At 45.9% G+C, this 16,191-nt stretch carries 30 protein-coding genes; 3 read left to right on the forward strand and 27 right to left on the reverse strand.

What is annotated here, in order from left to right:
- Nucleotides 1-73: 73 nt before the first annotated feature.
- The 3 genes from OCU46_RS12535 to OCU46_RS12545 all read left to right on the forward strand — a co-directional run bounded on the left by OCU46_RS12535 (nt 74) and on the right by OCU46_RS12545 (nt 2,740).
- Nucleotides 74-694 carry a BamJ family beta-barrel-assembly machinery protein gene (locus tag OCU46_RS12535; RefSeq protein ID WP_141270899.1) on the forward strand — a complete coding sequence of 207 codons (621 nt, stop codon included), beginning with the start codon at nt 74-76 and terminating at the stop codon, nt 692-694.
- A 151-nt stretch (nt 695-845) separates the two neighbouring features.
- Nucleotides 846-2,114: an O-acetylhomoserine aminocarboxypropyltransferase/cysteine synthase family protein gene (locus OCU46_RS12540; protein ID WP_141270900.1), complete on the forward strand. Its 1,269-nt coding sequence runs from the start codon at nt 846-848 to the stop codon at nt 2,112-2,114.
- 134 nt (nt 2,115-2,248) lie between these two features.
- Nucleotides 2,249-2,740, forward strand: coding sequence for a DUF2780 domain-containing protein (locus tag OCU46_RS12545; protein ID WP_141270901.1), 492 nt, complete (start codon nt 2,249-2,251; stop codon nt 2,738-2,740).
- A 109-nt stretch (nt 2,741-2,849) separates the two neighbouring features.
- Here the strand turns inward: OCU46_RS12545 and rplQ are convergent, their stop codons facing one another.
- The 27 genes from rplQ to rplC form a co-directional block, all read right to left on the reverse strand.
- Complete coding sequence (rplQ, locus tag OCU46_RS12550) at nt 2,850-3,230, reverse strand: 50S ribosomal protein L17 (protein ID WP_005383141.1); 381 nt, start codon at nt 3,228-3,230, stop codon at nt 2,850-2,852.
- Nucleotides 3,231-3,256: 26 nt separating this feature from the next.
- Nucleotides 3,257-4,249 (reverse strand): DNA-directed RNA polymerase subunit alpha, encoded by a 993-nt coding sequence (locus tag OCU46_RS12555; protein WP_141270902.1) that lies wholly within the window; start codon nt 4,247-4,249, stop codon nt 3,257-3,259.
- Nucleotides 4,250-4,273: 24 nt separating this feature from the next.
- Nucleotides 4,274-4,894, reverse strand: coding sequence for a 30S ribosomal protein S4 (gene rpsD / locus OCU46_RS12560; RefSeq protein ID WP_119009569.1), 621 nt, complete (start codon nt 4,892-4,894; stop codon nt 4,274-4,276).
- A gap of 31 nt (nt 4,895-4,925) precedes the next feature.
- Nucleotides 4,926-5,315: a 30S ribosomal protein S11 gene (gene rpsK / locus OCU46_RS12565; RefSeq protein WP_004398450.1), complete on the reverse strand. Its 390-nt coding sequence runs from the start codon at nt 5,313-5,315 to the stop codon at nt 4,926-4,928.
- Between the two features lie 21 nt (nt 5,316-5,336).
- The gene (gene rpsM / locus OCU46_RS12570; RefSeq protein ID WP_004738779.1) at nt 5,337-5,693 is read right to left on the reverse strand and encodes a 30S ribosomal protein S13; all 357 of its coding nucleotides are present in this window, start codon (nt 5,691-5,693) and stop codon (nt 5,337-5,339) included.
- A 147-nt stretch (nt 5,694-5,840) separates the two neighbouring features.
- Nucleotides 5,841-5,954: a 50S ribosomal protein L36 gene (gene rpmJ, locus OCU46_RS12575; protein WP_000868186.1), complete on the reverse strand. Its 114-nt coding sequence runs from the start codon at nt 5,952-5,954 to the stop codon at nt 5,841-5,843.
- 39 nt (nt 5,955-5,993) lie between these two features.
- Nucleotides 5,994-7,328, reverse strand: a complete 1,335-nt coding sequence (secY, locus tag OCU46_RS12580) for a preprotein translocase subunit SecY (RefSeq protein ID WP_017029082.1) — start codon at nt 7,326-7,328, stop codon at nt 5,994-5,996.
- Between the two features lie 20 nt (nt 7,329-7,348).
- Nucleotides 7,349-7,783 (reverse strand): 50S ribosomal protein L15, encoded by a 435-nt coding sequence (gene rplO / locus OCU46_RS12585; RefSeq protein ID WP_021712509.1) that lies wholly within the window; start codon nt 7,781-7,783, stop codon nt 7,349-7,351.
- Nucleotides 7,784-7,789: 6 nt separating this feature from the next.
- A complete protein-coding gene (rpmD, locus tag OCU46_RS12590) occupies nt 7,790-7,966 on the reverse strand; it encodes a 50S ribosomal protein L30 (protein ID WP_017029085.1) in 177 nt (58 codons plus the stop codon).
- A 5-nt stretch (nt 7,967-7,971) separates the two neighbouring features.
- Complete coding sequence (gene rpsE, locus OCU46_RS12595) at nt 7,972-8,472, reverse strand: 30S ribosomal protein S5 (RefSeq protein ID WP_017029086.1); 501 nt, start codon at nt 8,470-8,472, stop codon at nt 7,972-7,974.
- 14 nt (nt 8,473-8,486) lie between these two features.
- Entirely contained in the window at nt 8,487-8,840 is a 354-nt protein-coding gene (gene rplR / locus OCU46_RS12600; RefSeq protein ID WP_021712512.1) for a 50S ribosomal protein L18, read from the reverse strand.
- 9 nt (nt 8,841-8,849) lie between these two features.
- Entirely contained in the window at nt 8,850-9,383 is a 534-nt protein-coding gene (rplF, locus tag OCU46_RS12605; protein WP_141270903.1) for a 50S ribosomal protein L6, read from the reverse strand.
- Nucleotides 9,384-9,393: 10 nt separating this feature from the next.
- Complete coding sequence (rpsH, locus tag OCU46_RS12610) at nt 9,394-9,786, reverse strand: 30S ribosomal protein S8 (RefSeq protein WP_017029089.1); 393 nt, start codon at nt 9,784-9,786, stop codon at nt 9,394-9,396.
- A gap of 30 nt (nt 9,787-9,816) precedes the next feature.
- Complete coding sequence (gene rpsN / locus OCU46_RS12615) at nt 9,817-10,122, reverse strand: 30S ribosomal protein S14 (protein WP_141270904.1); 306 nt, start codon at nt 10,120-10,122, stop codon at nt 9,817-9,819.
- A 17-nt stretch (nt 10,123-10,139) separates the two neighbouring features.
- Entirely contained in the window at nt 10,140-10,679 is a 540-nt protein-coding gene (gene rplE, locus OCU46_RS12620) for a 50S ribosomal protein L5 (protein WP_017029091.1), read from the reverse strand.
- Nucleotides 10,680-10,703: 24 nt separating this feature from the next.
- On the reverse strand, nt 10,704-11,021 hold the full coding sequence (gene rplX / locus OCU46_RS12625; protein ID WP_017029092.1) for a 50S ribosomal protein L24: 318 nt from the start codon (nt 11,019-11,021) through the stop codon (nt 10,704-10,706).
- Nucleotides 11,022-11,032: 11 nt separating this feature from the next.
- Nucleotides 11,033-11,404, reverse strand: a complete 372-nt coding sequence (gene rplN, locus OCU46_RS12630; RefSeq protein ID WP_006075569.1) for a 50S ribosomal protein L14 — start codon at nt 11,402-11,404, stop codon at nt 11,033-11,035.
- A gap of 164 nt (nt 11,405-11,568) precedes the next feature.
- Nucleotides 11,569-11,823 carry a 30S ribosomal protein S17 gene (rpsQ, locus tag OCU46_RS12635; protein WP_017029094.1) on the reverse strand — a complete coding sequence of 85 codons (255 nt, stop codon included), beginning with the start codon at nt 11,821-11,823 and terminating at the stop codon, nt 11,569-11,571.
- Nucleotides 11,823-12,014: a 50S ribosomal protein L29 gene (rpmC, locus tag OCU46_RS12640; protein ID WP_017029095.1), complete on the reverse strand. Its 192-nt coding sequence runs from the start codon at nt 12,012-12,014 to the stop codon at nt 11,823-11,825. Before rpmC ends, rpsQ begins: the two co-directional genes overlap by 1 nt.
- Nucleotides 12,014-12,424: a 50S ribosomal protein L16 gene (gene rplP / locus OCU46_RS12645; RefSeq protein WP_017029096.1), complete on the reverse strand. Its 411-nt coding sequence runs from the start codon at nt 12,422-12,424 to the stop codon at nt 12,014-12,016. The genes rpmC and rplP overlap by 1 nt, the downstream gene beginning before the upstream one ends.
- An 11-nt stretch (nt 12,425-12,435) precedes the next feature.
- The gene (gene rpsC / locus OCU46_RS12650) at nt 12,436-13,134 is read right to left on the reverse strand and encodes a 30S ribosomal protein S3 (protein ID WP_017029097.1); all 699 of its coding nucleotides are present in this window, start codon (nt 13,132-13,134) and stop codon (nt 12,436-12,438) included.
- A gap of 16 nt (nt 13,135-13,150) precedes the next feature.
- Complete coding sequence (gene rplV, locus OCU46_RS12655; RefSeq protein ID WP_021712519.1) at nt 13,151-13,483, reverse strand: 50S ribosomal protein L22; 333 nt, start codon at nt 13,481-13,483, stop codon at nt 13,151-13,153.
- Nucleotides 13,484-13,493: 10 nt separating this feature from the next.
- Nucleotides 13,494-13,772 carry a 30S ribosomal protein S19 gene (gene rpsS / locus OCU46_RS12660; protein WP_004736729.1) on the reverse strand — a complete coding sequence of 93 codons (279 nt, stop codon included), beginning with the start codon at nt 13,770-13,772 and terminating at the stop codon, nt 13,494-13,496.
- Nucleotides 13,773-13,791: 19 nt separating this feature from the next.
- Nucleotides 13,792-14,616 (reverse strand): 50S ribosomal protein L2, encoded by an 825-nt coding sequence (gene rplB / locus OCU46_RS12665; protein ID WP_141270905.1) that lies wholly within the window; start codon nt 14,614-14,616, stop codon nt 13,792-13,794.
- Between the two features lie 15 nt (nt 14,617-14,631).
- Nucleotides 14,632-14,934, reverse strand: coding sequence for a 50S ribosomal protein L23 (rplW, locus tag OCU46_RS12670; RefSeq protein WP_017029101.1), 303 nt, complete (start codon nt 14,932-14,934; stop codon nt 14,632-14,634).
- A complete protein-coding gene (gene rplD, locus OCU46_RS12675) occupies nt 14,931-15,533 on the reverse strand; it encodes a 50S ribosomal protein L4 (protein WP_141270906.1) in 603 nt (200 codons plus the stop codon). Before rplD ends, rplW begins: the two co-directional genes overlap by 4 nt.
- A 16-nt stretch (nt 15,534-15,549) precedes the next feature.
- Complete coding sequence (gene rplC, locus OCU46_RS12680) at nt 15,550-16,179, reverse strand: 50S ribosomal protein L3 (RefSeq protein ID WP_141270907.1); 630 nt, start codon at nt 16,177-16,179, stop codon at nt 15,550-15,552.
- Nucleotides 16,180-16,191 lie beyond the last annotated feature (12 nt).

Here is a 16,191-nt window from a genome sequence, read left to right on the forward strand (position 1 = left end):
TAGGAGCAATTTTCAACGCTAGCCAGAACTGGTATGCTTGCGCCTTTATACCAAAAAACTGAGAGTGACAATTATGTCTGAAGTTCAATTCGAAACTGTAGAGCAAAAAGCAAGCTACGGTATCGGTCTACAAATGGGTCAGCAACTAGCTGGCAGTGGTCTTGAAGGCCTTAACGTTGACGCTATCGCTGCAGGTATCGCAACAGCTTTGACTGGCGGCATGCCAGCAATCGAAGTTGACGAGATCAACAACGCTCTTCAAGAGCTTCACACTCGTGTTGAATCTGCACGTGCTGAACAAGCTAAAGTTGCTGCTGCTGACGGTGAAGCGTTCCTTAAAGACAACGCTCTTCGCTCAGAAGTTACTGTTCTTGAGTCTGGTCTTCAATACGAAGTACTAACCGAAGGTACTGGTGAAATCCCATCAGCTGACGTTCAAGTACGTGTTCATTACCACGGTGAGCTAACTGACGGTACTGTATTCGACAGCTCTGTATCTCGCGGTCAACCTGCTGAGTTCCCTGTAACTGGCGTTATCAAAGGCTGGGTTGAAGCACTTCAACTAATGCCTGTTGGTTCTAAGTGGAAGCTATACATTCCTCAAGATCTTGCATACGGTGAGCGTGGCGCTGGCGCTGCAATCCCTCCGTTTGCTGCACTAGTATTTGAAGTAGAACTACTGGCTATCCTGTAATTCTTGCAAACACTTTGTTTAAAAAGGCTTTTCTCTAGGGAAAAGCCTTTTTTTATGCAAACTCTTTGTTCAAAAACGCGACACAGCCCCTCTTGTCGAACCCCATAAAAGCATGGCATCTTATTTCTTCCACACGGACAGGAATAAGCTGATGAAAGACGAAACTCTAGCTATCCATCATGGATACGAAACCGACCCAACTACGAAATCTTGCGCTACTCCAATTTATCAAACCGTAGCCTATGAGTTCGATGATGCGCAGCATGGTGCTGACCTATTCGATCTCGCCGTTCCGGGTAATATTTACACCCGAATCATGAACCCAACCAATGATGTGTTAGAAAAACGTATGGCGGCGCTAGAAGGCGGTATCGCAGGTCTAGCAGTGAGTGCGGGAAGCTCGGCAATACACTACGCTGTACTCACCTTAGCGCAAGCGGGCGACAACATAGTGTCAACTCCGCAGCTGTACGGTGGCACCTATACTCTATTCGCTCACATGTTCCCGAGTTTAGGCATCGAGGTAAGATTCGCTGCCGATGATAAGCCAGAAACCTTAGCCGCACTGATAGATGAAAAAACCAAAGCGGTTTACTGTGAATCCATCGGTAACCCAGCAGGTAACATCGCCGATCTCGAAGGCATCTCTACATTAGCGCACCAACAAGGGGTTCCTGTCATCGTGGATAACACTGTGGCTACACCGGCGATATGTAAACCTATCGAGCACGGCGCTGATATCGTGGTTCACTCATTAACTAAATATGTAGGTGGTCACGGTACAACTTTAGGCGGCATGATCATCGACTCAGGGAAGTTCCCTTGGGCGCAACACAAAGACCGATTCCCGGTATTCAATCAACCGGAGCCTTCTTATCACGGCGTAGTTTATGCTGAAGCCTTTGGCGAGGCCGCATTCATTGGTCGCGCACGCACCGTGCCATTGAGAAACACAGGTTCAGCACTGTCTCCTATGAATGCTTTTATGCTAATGCAGGGCCTAGAAACTCTTTCTTTGCGTATGGAACGCCATTGTGAGAACGCAATTAAGGTGGCTAATTTCCTACAGAAGCATCCAAAGGTTAGCTGGGTCAGCTATGCAGGCCTTGCTGATTCAGAATTCTACGAACTGTCACAGAAATACATGCAAGGTAAGCCATCTAGCATCCTCTCATTTGGTTTGAAAGAGGGTTACGAAGCCGGTGTTAAGTTCTATGACGCTTTGCAGATCTTCAAGCGCCTGGTCAATATTGGCGATGCAAAATCGCTAGCTTGCCACCCTGCATCAACAACACACCGTCAGCTCACTGAGCTTGAGCAGAAAAATGCCGGCGTAAGCCCTGAGATGATTCGCTTATCTGTTGGCATCGAGCATATTGACGATATTCTTGCTGACCTAGAGCAAGCATTAAACCAATAATGTCTTCTGGATTCTTTTAATAGAAAAACGGCGCACTCGACGCCGTTTTTTATTGCCTATTCATCCATGCAAACTGGGCAAAGCCCTCATTCTTTTCCTAGACTTAAGAAACCTAAAATAAAGAGGAATACGGAATGAAGGGACTAGCTGTATCTACCTTAATTGGTGCCTTAGTACTTAGTACACCAAGTTACGCGTTGTTTGGCTTATTTGGTTCAGATGATGATGAAGAAAAAGCAGATATGTCAGCTCTGACTGAACAAGTAAATCAGCAGCTTAACACTGCTCAAAGCACACCTTTAACGGACTTGCTCACCAGTGAATTGAATGTCACACCAACTCAGGCCGCAGGTGGTGCTGGAGCGCTACTTTCGTTGGCTCAAACGCAACTATCAGATGAAAACTCGAGTGAATTAAGCTCACTCATCCCTGGCTTAGACAGTTTTACGGGATCGACTGGCTTGACCTCAATGATCACCAACATGGATTCAGTAAAGAGTACCTTCGAAGGATTGGGTATCGACCCTGCGTTGGTTTCTCAATTTGCACCGATTATATTGCAATATTTGACGTCAGAAGGGGCAAGTAGCGGATTGCTAGGTTCATTAACAAGCTTGTGGGGATAATTAATACTGACTTTAGTTAGGACAGTGCTTCACTAGTTATTGCCATTACCTAAATTTCAGACACAAAAAAGCCGGGCATAAGCCCGGCTTTTCAGTTCTAACTGAACTATTACTCAGCAGCTTCTTCAGCAGCTGGGCGATCTACAAGCTCAATGTAAGCCATTGGAGCTTTATCACCAGCACGGAAGCCAGCTTTTAGGATACGTGTGTAACCGCCCTGACGAGCAGCGAAACGTGGACCTAGTTCGTTAAATAGTTTTGCCACAACTTCGTTATCACGAGTGCGAGCAAATGCCAGACGACGGTTAGCAACACTGTCAGTCTTAGCTAATGTAATCAAAGGCTCAACTACGCGACGTAGCTCTTTTGCTTTTGGCAATGTAGTCTTGATAACTTCATGACGTACAAGAGAGCTAGCCATATTGCTGAACATCGCTTTGCGATGTGAGCTGTTGCGGTTGAGTTGACGACCACTCTTACGATGGCGCATGACCTAATCCTTCTAACTAATATTGATTAATCTTCAGCGATAGACGCTGGTGGCCAGTTTTCTAGGCGCATACCTAGAGACAAGCCGCGAGAAGCAAGCACATCCTTAATCTCAGTAAGTGATTTCTTACCAAGGTTAGGGGTTTTAAGAAGCTCCACTTCAGTACGCTGAACAAGATCACCAATGTAGTGAATCGCTTCTGCTTTTAGACAGTTTGCAGAGCGAACTGTTAGCTCAAGATCGTCTACAGGACGAAGTAGGATAGGATCGAACTCCGGCTTCTCTTCTTCTTTCTCTGGAACTCGTACATCACGAAGATCTACGAACGCATCCAATTGCTCAGCAAGAATAGTTGCTGCACGACGGATAGCTTCTTCCGGTTCAAGAGTGCCGTTCGTTTCCATATCGATAACAAGCTTGTCCAAATCAGTACGTTGCTCTACACGTGCTGCTTCAACAGAGTAGGCAATTTTGTCTACTGGGCTGTATGTAGCGTCAACAAGTAGGCGACCGATTGGGCGCTCATCTTCTTCAGTATGGATGCGAGCTGAAGCTGGAACATAACCACGACCACGTTCAACTTTGATACGCATAGCGATATCAGCGTTGTCATCTGTTAGATGACAAATAACGTGCTCAGGGTTAGCGATCTCTACATCACCATCATGGGTGATGTCACCTGCAACCACAGGGCCTGAGCCTGATTTGTTCAGTGTAATAAACACTTCATCTTTGCCTTCCGCTACGCGTACAGCCAAACCTTTAAGGTTTAGTAGGATCTCAAGAATGTCTTCCTGAACGCCTTCTTTAGTGCTGTATTCGTGTAGCACACCTTCAATCTCTACTTCTGTTACGGCACAACCCGGCATAGAAGATAGAAGAATACGGCGAAGTGCATTACCAAGAGTATGGCCGAAACCACGCTCTAATGGCTCAAGAGTTACTTTTGCGTGTGTCGTATTGATCTGTTCGATATCAACAAGACGTGGCTTAAGAAATTCTGTTACAGAACCCTGCATTGTGTCCTCTCTTTAGTTTAAACCTTACTTAGAGTAAAGTTCGACGATCAGGTGTTCGTTGATGTCAGCAGACAGATCAGAACGTTCTGGTAAACGCTTGAACGTGCCTTCCATTTTGCTGCCATCTACTTCAATCCAAGTTGGCTTTTCACGTTGTTCAGCAACTTCTAGAGCCGCTTTAATGCGAGATTGCTGTTTAGCTTTCTCACGGATAGAAACAACGTCATTTGCCGCTACTTTGAATGAAGGAACGTTTACAACTTTACCGTTAACTAAGATAGCTTTGTGGCTAACTAGCTGACGTGCTTCTGCGCGAGTTGCGCCAAAGCCCATGCGGTAAACTACGTTATCAAGACGACCTTCAAGAAGCTGAAGCAGGTTTTCACCTGTGTTGCCTTTAAGGCGTGCAGCTTCTTTGTAGTAGTTACGGAATTGTTTTTCTAGAACGCCGTATGTACGACGAACTTTTTGCTTCTCACGAAGCTGAACGCCATATTCAGATAGACGACCGCGACGAGCGCCGTGTACACCTGGTGCGTTATCAATTTTACACTTGGTATCGATCGCGCGGACACCAGACTTAAGGAATAAGTCAGTACCTTCACGACGGCTAAGCTTCAGCTTAGGACCCAAATATCTAGCCATGTTCTTTCTCCAATATTCCTAGAAACGAAACTTAAACGCGACGTTTCTTAGGTGGACGACAACCGTTATGAGGGATCGGAGTTGCATCAACGATGTTAGTGATGCGGTATCCAGCAGCGTTTAGTGCACGGATAGTTGACTCACGACCAGGACCAGGGCCCTTAACCATAACTTCCAAGTTCTTTAGGCCATATTCTTTAGCCATTTCGCCAGCGCGCTCTGCTGCAACCTGAGCTGCGAACGGAGTTGACTTACGAGAACCACGGAAACCTGAACCACCTGCAGTAGCCCAAGCTAGTGCGTTACCTTGACGGTCGGTGATGGTTACGATTGTGTTGTTGAAAGAAGCATGAATGTGCGCTACGCCATCAGCTACTTGCTTGCGAACGCGTTTACGTGCGCGAGTTGGTTGTTTTGCCATTGTACTCTCTACCTTATCCGATTATTTTTTGATCGGCTTGCGCGGACCCTTACGGGTGCGAGCGTTGGTTTTAGTACGCTGTCCACGTAGTGGTAGACTGCGACGATGACGAAGACCGCGGTAACAGCCAAGGTCCATAAGACGCTTGATGTTCATCGATACTTCACGACGTAGATCACCTTCTACAGTGTATTTAGCTACACCATCACGCAGTTGATCGATCTGCTCTTCAGTTAGTTCACTGATCTTAGCATCTTCAGCAATACCCACTTCAGCTAGAATAGCTTGAGAGCGAGTTTTACCAATACCGTAGATTGCAGTAAGTGCAATTACAGAATGCTTATGATCAGGAATGTTAATGCCTGCTATACGGGCCACTATTCACTCCTAGTACTTATGTAAAGAATTATCCGCAGCAAAGCCCGTCGAGGATACGCTGCGGCATACTACTTCTTTTGCACGCAAAAGGTAGGCCGAGGAATATACTCGAACCTACCCTGTTTTTCAAGTAAAAATTTCTGCTAATTAGCCTTGGCGCTGTTTGTGCTTTGGCTCACTGCAGATTACGCGCACAACACCGTTGCGCTTGATAACCTTACAGTTACGGCAGATTTTTTTAACGGAAGCACGAACTTTCATTGCTAAACTCCGTAAATGAAACCTGGAACTAAGACCGTATTAACGGCCGTAGCCCTTCAGGTTTGCTTTCTTCAACACAGAATCATACTGTTGTGACATCAGATGAGTCTGTACCTGTGCCATGAAATCCATGATTACAACAACTACGATTAGTAGTGATGTGCCGCCAAAGTAGAAACGTACGTTCCACATGACCATCATGAACTCGGGAATCAGACAGATAAAGGTAATATATAGAGCACCCGCTAGGGTTAGTCTAGTCATAACTTTATCAATGTATCTAGCTGTCTGCTCTCCTGGGCGGATGCCGGGTACGAAAGCACCAGACTTCTTCAAGTTATCTGCTGTTTCACGCGGGTTGAAAACCAACGCCGTGTAGAAGAAGCAGAAAAAGATGATTGCTGATGCATAAAGCATTACGTACAGAGGCTGACCCGGACTTAATGCAAGTGAAACATCAGTTAACCAACCGAATGTTGCACTTTCGCCGTTCTGACCGAACCACTGTGCTAATGTTCCTGGGAACAAAATAATACTTGATGCAAATATCGCAGGGATAACACCAGCCATGTTTATTTTCAATGGCAAGTGAGAGCTCTGCGCTGCAAATACCTTACGACCTTGTTGACGCTTGGCGTAGTTAACGACGATACGACGCTGACCACGTTCCATGAATACAACAAAGTAGATAACAGCAAATGCTAAAACTGCAATCAACAATAGAAGAAGTACGTGCAATTCACCTTGACGCGCCTGCTCAATTGTCGAACCAATTGCCGAAGGCAATCCTGCAACAATACCTGCAAAGATGATTAACGAAATACCGTTACCAATTCCGCGCTCTGTAATTTGTTCACCTAACCACATCAAAAACATGGTACCGGTTACTAAACTCACGGTTGCAATCAGGGTGAACATGGTTTGGTTGATAACAACCAGATTGTCGACCATGTTCGGTAAGCCTGTTGCTATACCGATAGCTTGGAATGTTGCAAGTACAAGCGTGCCATAACGTGTGTACTGACTGATCTTACGACGGCCAGCTTCACCCTCTTTTTTAAGCTCGGCTAGAGCGGGATGAACCACAGTTAGCAACTGGACCACAATCGATGCCGAAATATACGGCATGATACCAAGGGCCAAGATAGATGCACGCTCAAGTGCACCACCGGAGAACATGTTAAACATTTCAACGATGGTGCCCTGCTGCTGTTCTAACAGTTGGGCAAGTACAGCCGCGTCAATACCAGGGATCGGCACAAAAGAACCCGCACGAAACACTAACAACGCGCCTAATACGAATAATAGGCGTGTTTTCAGTTCCGCTACGCCACTTTTTGCACTACTAAAATCTTGTCCTGGTTTTTTAGCCATCTGTACCTTTCCCTCGAAGATTATTCTTCGATTTTACCGCCGGCAGCTTCAATAGCAGCTTTAGCGCCTTTAGTTACGCGAAGACCTTTAACAGTCACAGCTTTGTTAATTTCACCAGAAAGAACAACTTTTACAAATTCGATGTTCTTAGTGATTACGTTAGCAGCTTTAAGGCTGTTTAGATCTACAACGTCACCAGTTACTTTCGCTAGCTCAGCTAGACGAACTTCAGCAGACACTAGGCTCTTACGAGAAGTGAAGCCGAACTTAGGTAGACGCTGTTTCAAAGGCATTTGACCGCCTTCAAAACCTGGACGAACACTGCCGCCAGAGCGAGACTTTTGACCTTTATGGCCACGGCCACCTGTTTTACCAAGGCCAGAACCGATACCACGACCTACGCGCTTCTTAGAAGGCTTAGAACCCGCAGCCGGTGATAGAGTATTCAAACGCATTTCTGATTACTCCTCAACTTTAACCATGTAGTAAACCTTGTTGATCATGCCGCGTACTGCAGGCGTGTCTTCAAGTTCTACTGTGTGGTTGATGCGACGAAGGCCAAGACCACGTAAGCACAGTTTGTGCTTAGGTAGACGACCGATTGAGCTTTTAGTTTGAGTTACTTTAATAGTTGCCATGGTGCTTACTCCGAAATATTTTCAACAGTTAGACCACGTTTAGCAGCTATCATCTCTGGAGATTTCATGCCGCTCAAACCATCAATAGTCGCGCGAACTACGTTGATAGGGTTCGTTGAACCGTACGCTTTCGCTAGTACGTTGTGAACACCTACAACTTCAAGTACTGCACGCATCGCACCGCCGGCGATGATACCTGTACCTTCCGCAGCTGGCTGCATGTAAACTTTAGAGCCAGTGTGACGACCTTTCACCGCGTGGTGAAGAGTACCCTCATTAAGCGCGATAGTAACCATGTTACGACGTGCTTTTTCCATTGCTTTTTGAATCGCTGCAGGTACTTCACGAGCTTTGCCGTAACCGAAACCTACGCGACCGTTACCGTCACCAACTACTGTTAGTGCAGTGAAACTAAAGATTCGACCACCTTTAACCGTCTTAGCAACGCGGTTAACGGCGATTAGTTTTTCTGCCAAATCTGAAGCTTGTTGTTGTTCTTTAGCCATCGATCAACCCTACCTTAGAATTTCAGACCAGCTTCGCGAGCAGAATCTGCTAGCGCCGCTACTCGACCGTGGTATTGAAAACCAGAACGATCGAAAGCAACATTTGAAATGCCTTTTTCGATAGCGCGCTCAGCAATAGCTTTACCTACAGCTTTAGCAGCGTCAACGTTACCAGTGTTCTTCACTTGCTCACGGATCGCTTTTTCTACAGTAGAAGCAGCTGCGATAACCTCAGAGCCGTTTGGTGCAATAACCTGTGCATACACATGACGAGGAGTACGGTGTACTACTAGACGGTTCACACGAAGTTCAGCAATCTTACGACGTGCACGTGTAGCACGACGGATGCGAGATGCTTTCTTATCCATAGTGTTACCTTACTTCTTCTTAGCTTCTTTGGTACGCACATATTCATCTGCGTAACGAACACCTTTACCTTTATAAGGCTCAGGCTCACGGTAAGAACGAATGTCAGCCGCAACTTGACCAACTAGTTGCTTATCAGCACCAGTTAGAACAATTTCAGTTTGGCTAGGACATTCAGCTTTAATACCCGCTGGCACAGCGTGCTCAACTGGGTGAGAGAAACCTAGAGTTAGGTTTACAGCGTTGCCTTTAATAGCAGCACGGTAACCAACACCCTTAAGAACCAGTTTCTTAGTAAAGCCTTCAGTAACACCAACAACCATGTTGTTTACAAGTGCACGAGCAGTACCAGCTTGTGCCCAAGCACCAGCTACACCTTCACGTGGACCGAAAGTTAGGTTGTTATCTTCCTGAGAAACTACTACTGCGTTGTTGAAAACGCGAGAAAGTTCACCCTTAGGGCCTTTCACAGTAACTTCTTGACCGTTAATCTTCACCTCTACTCCAGCTGGAATAGCGACAGGTGCTTTAGCAACACGAGACATATTCTACTCCTTAAGCTACGTAGCAGATGATCTCACCACCAAGACCCGCTTTGCGAGCGGCGCGGTCAGACATAAGACCTTTGGAAGTGGACACTACAGCAATACCCAAACCACCCATCACTGAAGGAAGGCTGTCTTTATTCTTATAGACACGCAGACCTGGACGAGAAACACGTTGGATTTGCTCGATTACTGGTTTTGCTTGGAAGTACTTAAGAGTAACTTCTAGCTCTGGTTTTGCTCCGCTTTCTACAGCGAAGTCTGTGATGTAACCTTCGTTTTTCAGCAAAGTAGCAATTGCAACTTTAAGCTTTGAAGAAGGCATTTTTACAGCAACTTTGTTTGCTGCCTGACCGTTACGAATGCGGGTCAGCATATCCGAAATCGGATCTTGCATGCTCATACGTTATACTCCAAATGATTAAGTGGCAAATTACCAGCTAGCCTTACGAAGACCCGGAATCTCGCCTTTCATGCAAGCTTCACGAACCTTAATACGGCTAAGACCGAACTTACGTAGGTAACCGTGTGGACGACCAGTTTGGTTGCAACGGTTACGCTGACGTGATGCACTTGAATCACGTGGAAGAGATTGCAGTTTAAGAACTGCGTCCCAACGCTCTTCTTCAGATGCGTTTACATCACTGATAGTGATTTTTAGCGCACGACGCTTTTCAGCGAATTTTGCTACTAGCTTCGCGCGTTTGTCTTCGCGCGCTTTCATAGATTGTTTAGCCATAACAGTAACCCTTCACCTTACTTACGGAATGGGAAGTTAAAGGCAGCCAGCAGAGCTCGGCCTTCCTCATCGGTGTTCGAAGAAGTCGTGATAGTAATATCAAGACCACGAACGCGATCAACTTTATCAAAGTCGATTTCCGGGAAGATGATTTGCTCGCGAACGCCCATGCTGTAGTTACCGCGTCCGTCAAAAGACTTAGCGCTAACACCACGGAAGTCACGTACACGTGGTAGAGCGATGTTAATCAAACGCTCAAGGAAATCCCACATACGTTCGCCACGCAAGGTTACTTTACAACCGATTGGGTAGCCTTCACGGATTTTAAAGCCTGCAACAGATTTACGCGCTTTAGTGATAAGTGGCTTTTGACCAGAGATCGTTGCCATATCAGATGCTGCGTTTTCTAGAAGCTTCTTATCGTTAATTGCTTCACCCACACCCATGTTAAGGGTGATCTTTTCGATTCTAGGGACTTGCATGACGCTTGTGTAGCTGAACTCTTTGGTCAGTTCAGCGACTACAGACGACTTGTAGTAATCATGCAGTTTCGCCATAGTTCACTCCAAATTACTCTATTCTTAGTTAGAAACGATTTCGTTGTTAGACTTGAAGAAACGAACTTTCTTGCCATCTTCAAAACGGAAACCGATACGGTCTGCTTTACCAGTAGCTGCGTTGTAGATTGCAATGTTTGAAGCATCAATTGCTGCTTCTTGCTCTACGATACCACCTTGAACACCCATTGCCGGTACAGGCTTCTGGTGTTTCTTAACAAGGTTGATACCTTCAACGATAACTTTACCGGTTGCTAGAACCTTAGTTACTTTACCTTTCTTGCCTTTATCTTTACCAGCAAGAACGATTACTTCGTCATTACGACGGATTTTAGCTGCCATTTCTGTGCTCCTTATAGTACTTCTGGAGCCAGTGATACAATCTTCATGAATTTCGCATTACGAAGTTCACGAGTCACTGGGCCAAAGATACGAGTGCCGACTGGTTGCTCAGTAGTGTCATTCAACAATACACAAGCATTACGGTCGAAGCGAATGACAGAACCGTCTGGACGACGTACGCCTTTACGAGTGCGCACAACAACCGCCTTCAGTACATCACCTTTTTTAACTTTACCGCGAGGAATTGCTTCCTTCACTGTAACTTTAATGATGTCACCGATATGTGCATAACGACGGTGTGAGCCACCCAGAACCTTAATACACATTACCTTGCGCGCGCCAGAGTTATCTGCAGCGTCAAGTGTACTTTGCATTTGGATCATTGTTAGTGCTCCGCTAAATATTAAAAACTAGACCCTCTCGGGTCGGGCTGCCTCTTTAAAGGGACGCGAATTGTACCACCCTTTTTTGCAATTGGGTAGACAAAAAATAAGCGGCTCCCAAAAAAATCTGGAAGCCGCTTTAAGTTGCTAAAAATTAACGAAAATTAGATTTTCGCTTTTTCTACAACTTTCACCAAAGTCCAAGACTTAGTCTTAGACAGTGGACGACACTCTTGAACTTCAACGGTATCGCCTAGGCCACACTCGTTGTTTTCATCATGTGCGTGAATCTTAGTCGTGCGCTTTACGAACTTGCCGTAAATTGGGTGTTTAACCATGCGCTCGATAGCAACAACAATAGACTTATCGCCTTTGTCACTAACAACACGACCAAGTGAAGTACGGATTTTGTCGCTCATTATGCGTCTGCCTTCTCAGTCAATACGGTTTTAACACGTGCGATATCACGACGTACAGCTTTAAGAGTATGTGTTTGCTGTAGTTGACCAGTCGCTGCTTGCATGCGCAAGTTAAACTGTTCACGTAGCAAATTTAATAGCTCAGCGTTAAGCTCTTCAACGCTTTTTTCACGTAGCTCTTGTGCTTTCATTACATCACCTGCTTAGTTACAAATGTTGTTTTGATAGGCAGTTTACGTGCCGCTAGGCGGAACGCTTCACGTGCCAACTCTTCAGGTACGCCATTCATTTCGTACATAACCTTGCCAGGTTGGATTTGAGCAACCCAGTACTCAACGTTACCTTTACCTTTACCTTGACGAACTTCAAGAGGTTTTTCAGTAATCGGCTTGTCTGGGAAGATACGAATCCAAATTTGACCTTGACGTTTAACATGACGTGTCATTGCACGACGTGCCGCTTCGATTTGACGAGCAGTAATACGTCCACGACCAACAGCTTTAAGACCGAATTCGCCGAAGCTTACTTCAGTACCTTTAGCTAGGCCACGGTTACGACCAGTCTGAACCTTACGGAACTTAGTACGTTTAGGTTGTAGCATCTGTCGACTCCTTACTTACGGCCTTTACGCTGCTTCTTAGGCTTGTCAGCCTTTGGCTCTACTGCGTTAGCAGCTGGCATACCGCCTAGGATTTCACCTTTGAAGATCCAGACTTTAATGCCGATCACACCGTATTGAGTGTGAGCCGAAGAAGTTGCGTAATCGATGTCAGCACGAAGGGTATGTAGTGGCACACGGCCTTCACGGTACCATTCAGTACGCGCGATTTCAGCACCGCCAAGACGGCCGCTTACTTCTACTTTGATACCTTTAGCGCCAAGACGCATTGCGTTCTGAACTGCGCGCTTCATAGCACGACGGAACATAACACGACGCTCTAGCTGAGACGCGATGCTATCAGCCACTAATTGACCATCTAGCTCAGGCTTACGTACTTCAGCGATGTTAATTTGCGCTGGTACACCTGCGATTTTAGCTACAGCTGCGCGTAGCTTCTCAACGTCTTCACCTTTCTTACCGATAACAACGCCAGGACGAGCAGTGTGAATAGTCACACGGATGCTCTTAGCTGGACGCTCGATAACGATACGTGAAAGAGACGCTTTTGAAAGTTCCTTAGTAAGGAACTGACGTACCTTGAAGTCGCCGTCTAGGTTGTCAGCGAAATCTTTGGTATTAGCAAACCATGTAGCATTCCAAGGCTTAACGATGCCAAGACGAATACCATTAGGATGTACTTTCTGACCCATTGCTTATCTCCTAGTCTTAAGCGTCTGCAACAACAATTGTGATGTGGCAAGAACGCTTCAAGATACGGTCGGCACGGCCTTTAGCACGAGGCATAATACGCTTCATGATAGGACCTTCATCTACGAAGATTTTAGCGACGTTTAGATCGTCGATATCTGCACCTTCGTTATGCTCAGCGTTTGCGATTGCTGATTCAAGAACTTTCTTAACTAGTACAGCAGCTTTTTTGTTGCTGAAAGTTAGGATTTCTAGTGCTTGATCAACGTTCTTGCCGCGGATTTGGTCCGCTACAAGGCGCGCTTTCTGTGGAGAAATACGAGCAAAGTTATGTTTAGCTAAAGCTTCCATCATCTACTCCTTATTTCTTCTTAGCTTTCTTATCTGCAGCGTGGCCGCGATAAGTACGAGTTGGTGCGAATTCGCCCAGTTTGTGACCGATCATTTCTTCGGTTACGAATACTGGTACGTGCTGACGACCATTATGGACAGCGATGGTCAAACCAATCATTGTTGGGATGATCATTGAACGACGGGACCAAGTCTTAATAGGCTTTTTGTCTCCGCTTTCCACCGCTTTCTCTACCTTCTTCAGCAAGTGTAGGTCAATAAAAGGACCTTTCTTGAGAGAACGTGGCATGGCGATTCCTCTTTATAGATTACTTGTTACGACGACGTACGATGTACTTGTCAGTGCGCTTGTTCTTACGAGTCTTAAAGCCTTTAGTAGGCTGACCCCAAGGTGATACAGGGTGACGACCGCCAGATGTACGACCTTCACCACCACCGTGTGGGTGATCTACCGGGTTCATTACTACACCACGTACGGTTGGACGTACGCCGCGCCAGCGTGAAGCACCAGCTTTACCTAGTTCACGTAGCATGTGCTCAGAGTTACCAACTTCACCGATCGTTGCACGACCTTCAGAAAGAACTTTGCGCATCTCGCCAGAACGTAGGCGTACAGTTACATATGCACCATCGCGAGCGATGATTTGTGCGTATGCACCTGCAGAACGAGCAATTTGTGCACCTTTACCAGGCTTAAGCTCAACACAGTGTACAGTTGAACCAACTGGGATGTTACGCATCGGCAGAGTGTTACCTGCTTTGATTGGCGCATCAACACCAGACTGGATTGTATCACCAGCTGAAATACCTTTAGGTGCGATAATGTAGCGGCGCTCACCGTCTGCGTACAGAACTAGAGCAATGTTTGCGCTACGGTTTGGATCGTATTCTAGACGCTCAACTTTCGCTGGAATGCCATCTTTAGTACGTTTGAAGTCAACTACACGGTAGTGATGCTTGTGACCACCACCGATGTGACGTACTGTGATACGACCGTTGTTGTTACGACCACCGTTCTTAGAGTTTTTCTCTAGAAGTGGAGCGTATGGCTTACCCTTGTGTAGGTCAGCGTTAACAACTTTAACTACGTGACGACGACCAGGGGAAGTCGGCTTACATTTAACAATAGCCATTCTTAACTACTCCTGTTATTCCGCACCGCCAACGAAGTCAAGATCTTGACCTTCTTTCAAAGTAACGTAAGCTTTTTTCACGTCTGAACGACGGCCTTCACGCATACCTTGACGTTTGGTCTTACCCTTAAGAACAAGAGTATTTACAGACTTAACTTCAACTTCAAATAGCTTTTCTACAGCTGCTTTGATCTCTTTTTTAGTTGCATCTTTTGCTACTTTGAAAACGATAGTGTTCGCTTTCTCTGCAGCCATAGTTGCTTTTTCAGAGATATGTGGAGCACGTAGAACTTTTAGTAGACGCTCTTCAGTGATCATGCCAGCATCTCCTCAACTTGCTTCACTGCGTCAGCAGTAATTAGAACCTTGTCGAACGCAATAAGACTTACTGGATCAATCGCAGCAACGTCACGAGCGTCAACTTTATAAAGGTTACGAGCAGCTAAGAATAGATTCTCATCTACTTCACTAGTCACGATTAGAACGTCGTTAAGCTCAAGATCTTTAAGCTTAGCTACTAGCTCTTTAGTTTTTGGTGCTTCTACTGAGAAGTTATCTACAACAACTAGACGTTCTTGACGAACTAGCTCAGATAGAATGCTCTTCATAGCGCCGCGGTACATTTTCTTGTTTACTTTTTGGCTGTGATCTTGTGGTTTCGCAGCAAAAGTAACACCACCTGAACGCCAGATTGGGCTACGAATTGTACCAGCACGTGCACGGCCAGTACCTTTCTGACGCCATGGCTTAGCGCCACCGCCAGATACTTCAGAACGAGTCTTTTGAGCACGAGTACCTTGACGAGCACCTGCTGCAAATGCAACAACTACTTGGTGTACAAGAGCTTCGTTGAAGTCACGTCCGAAAGTAGTCTCGGAAACAGTTAGTGCATCAGCACCTTTAACCATCAATTCCATTACTTACTCCTAGACGTTATGCTTTAACAGCTGGTTTTACGATAACGTTGCCGCCGATTGAGCCTGGTACTGCACCTTTAATAAGAAGCAGATTGCGCTCAGCGTCAACACGTACGATCTCTAGGTTTTGAGTCGTTACACGCTCAGCACCCATGTGACCAGCCATTTTCTTGCCTTTAAATACGCGACCTGGAGTTTGACATTGGCCAATTGAACCCGGTGCACGGTGAGACAAGGAGTTACCGTGAGTCATATCTTGAGTAGAGAAGTTCCAACGCTTAACAGCGCCTTGGAAGCCTTTACCTTTAGATGTACCAGTAACGTCTACTTTTTTTACTTCGTTGAAAAGTTCTACGTTTAGCTCAGCGCCAACTTCAAACTCTTCGCCGTTTTCTAAACGGAATTCCCAAAGACCGCGACCTGCTTCAACACCTGCTTTCGCAAAGTGACCAGCTTCGGCTTTATTAACGCGGCTAGCTTTCTTAGCACCAGCTGTAATCTGGATTGCAGAGTAACCATCAGTATCAAGAGTACGAACTTGTGATACACGGTTGTTTTCTACTTCCACTACAGTTACTGGGATAGAAACGCCTTCTTCGGTAAATACGCGGGTCATACCCACTTTACGTCCGACTAGACCAATCATTATTCTAATCTC

The sequence above is a fragment of the Vibrio comitans genome (genome assembly GCA_024346835.1).
In the GTDB taxonomy this organism is placed as follows: Bacteria; Pseudomonadota; Gammaproteobacteria; order Enterobacterales; family Vibrionaceae; genus Vibrio; species Vibrio comitans.

Bases quoted from the DNA above. Each gene is read 5' to 3' on its own strand.
- OCU46_RS12535 (WP_141270899.1), top strand. From the start codon at position 74: ATGTCTGAAGTTCAATTCGAAACTGTAGAGCAAAAAGCAAGCTACGGT.
- OCU46_RS12540 (WP_141270900.1), top strand. From the start codon at position 846: ATGAAAGACGAAACTCTAGCTATCCATCATGGATACGAAACCGACCCA.
- OCU46_RS12545 (WP_141270901.1), top strand. From the start codon at position 2,249: ATGAAGGGACTAGCTGTATCTACCTTAATTGGTGCCTTAGTACTTAGT.
- rplQ (WP_005383141.1), bottom strand. From the start codon at position 3,230: ATGCGCCATCGTAAGAGTGGTCGTCAACTCAACCGCAACAGCTCACAT.
- OCU46_RS12555 (WP_141270902.1), bottom strand. From the start codon at position 4,249: ATGCAGGGTTCTGTAACAGAATTTCTTAAGCCACGTCTTGTTGATATC.
- rpsD (WP_119009569.1), bottom strand. From the start codon at position 4,894: ATGGCTAGATATTTGGGTCCTAAGCTGAAGCTTAGCCGTCGTGAAGGT.
- rpsK (WP_004398450.1), bottom strand. From the start codon at position 5,315: ATGGCAAAACAACCAACTCGCGCACGTAAACGCGTTCGCAAGCAAGTA.
- rpmJ (WP_000868186.1), bottom strand. From the start codon at position 5,954: ATGAAAGTTCGTGCTTCCGTTAAAAAAATCTGCCGTAACTGTAAGGTT.
- secY (WP_017029082.1), bottom strand. From the start codon at position 7,328: ATGGCTAAAAAACCAGGACAAGATTTTAGTAGTGCAAAAAGTGGCGTA.
- rplO (WP_021712509.1), bottom strand. From the start codon at position 7,783: ATGCGTTTGAATACTCTATCACCGGCTGCGGGTTCTAAGCCTTCTAAG.
- rpmD (WP_017029085.1), bottom strand. From the start codon at position 7,966: ATGGCAACTATTAAAGTAACTCAAACTAAAAGCTCAATCGGTCGTCTA.
- rpsE (WP_017029086.1), bottom strand. From the start codon at position 8,472: ATGGCTAAAGAACAACAACAAGCTTCAGATTTGGCAGAAAAACTAATC.
- rplR (WP_021712512.1), bottom strand. From the start codon at position 8,840: ATGGATAAGAAAGCATCTCGCATCCGTCGTGCTACACGTGCACGTCGT.
- rplF (WP_141270903.1), bottom strand. From the start codon at position 9,383: ATGTCTCGTGTTGCTAAAGCACCTGTCGCTATTCCAGCTGGAGTAGAG.
- rpsH (WP_017029089.1), bottom strand. From the start codon at position 9,786: ATGAGCATGCAAGATCCGATTTCGGATATGCTGACCCGCATTCGTAAC.
- rpsN (WP_141270904.1), bottom strand. From the start codon at position 10,122: ATGGCTAAACAATCTATGAAAGCGCGCGAAGACAAACGCGCGAAGCTA.
- rplE (WP_017029091.1), bottom strand. From the start codon at position 10,679: ATGGCGAAACTGCATGATTACTACAAGTCGTCTGTAGTCGCTGAACTG.
- rplX (WP_017029092.1), bottom strand. From the start codon at position 11,021: ATGGCAGCTAAAATCCGTCGTAATGACGAAGTAATCGTTCTTGCTGGT.
- rplN (WP_006075569.1), bottom strand. From the start codon at position 11,404: ATGATCCAAATGCAAAGTACACTTGACGCTGCAGATAACTCTGGCGCG.
- rpsQ (WP_017029094.1), bottom strand. From the start codon at position 11,823: ATGAGCGACAAAATCCGTACTTCACTTGGTCGTGTTGTTAGTGACAAA.
- rpmC (WP_017029095.1), bottom strand. From the start codon at position 12,014: ATGAAAGCACAAGAGCTACGTGAAAAAAGCGTTGAAGAGCTTAACGCT.
- rplP (WP_017029096.1), bottom strand. From the start codon at position 12,424: ATGCTACAACCTAAACGTACTAAGTTCCGTAAGGTTCAGACTGGTCGT.
- rpsC (WP_017029097.1), bottom strand. From the start codon at position 13,134: ATGGGTCAGAAAGTACATCCTAATGGTATTCGTCTTGGCATCGTTAAG.
- rplV (WP_021712519.1), bottom strand. From the start codon at position 13,483: ATGGAAGCTTTAGCTAAACATAACTTTGCTCGTATTTCTCCACAGAAA.
- rpsS (WP_004736729.1), bottom strand. From the start codon at position 13,772: ATGCCACGTTCTCTCAAGAAAGGTCCTTTTATTGACCTACACTTGCTG.
- rplB (WP_141270905.1), bottom strand. From the start codon at position 14,616: ATGGCTATTGTTAAATGTAAGCCGACTTCCCCTGGTCGTCGTCACGTA.
- rplW (WP_017029101.1), bottom strand. From the start codon at position 14,934: ATGATCACTGAAGAGCGTCTACTAAAAGTTCTACGTGCTCCACATATC.
- rplD (WP_141270906.1), bottom strand. From the start codon at position 15,533: ATGGAATTGATGGTTAAAGGTGCTGATGCACTAACTGTTTCCGAGACT.
- rplC (WP_141270907.1), bottom strand. From the start codon at position 16,179: ATGATTGGTCTAGTCGGACGTAAAGTGGGTATGACCCGCGTATTTACC.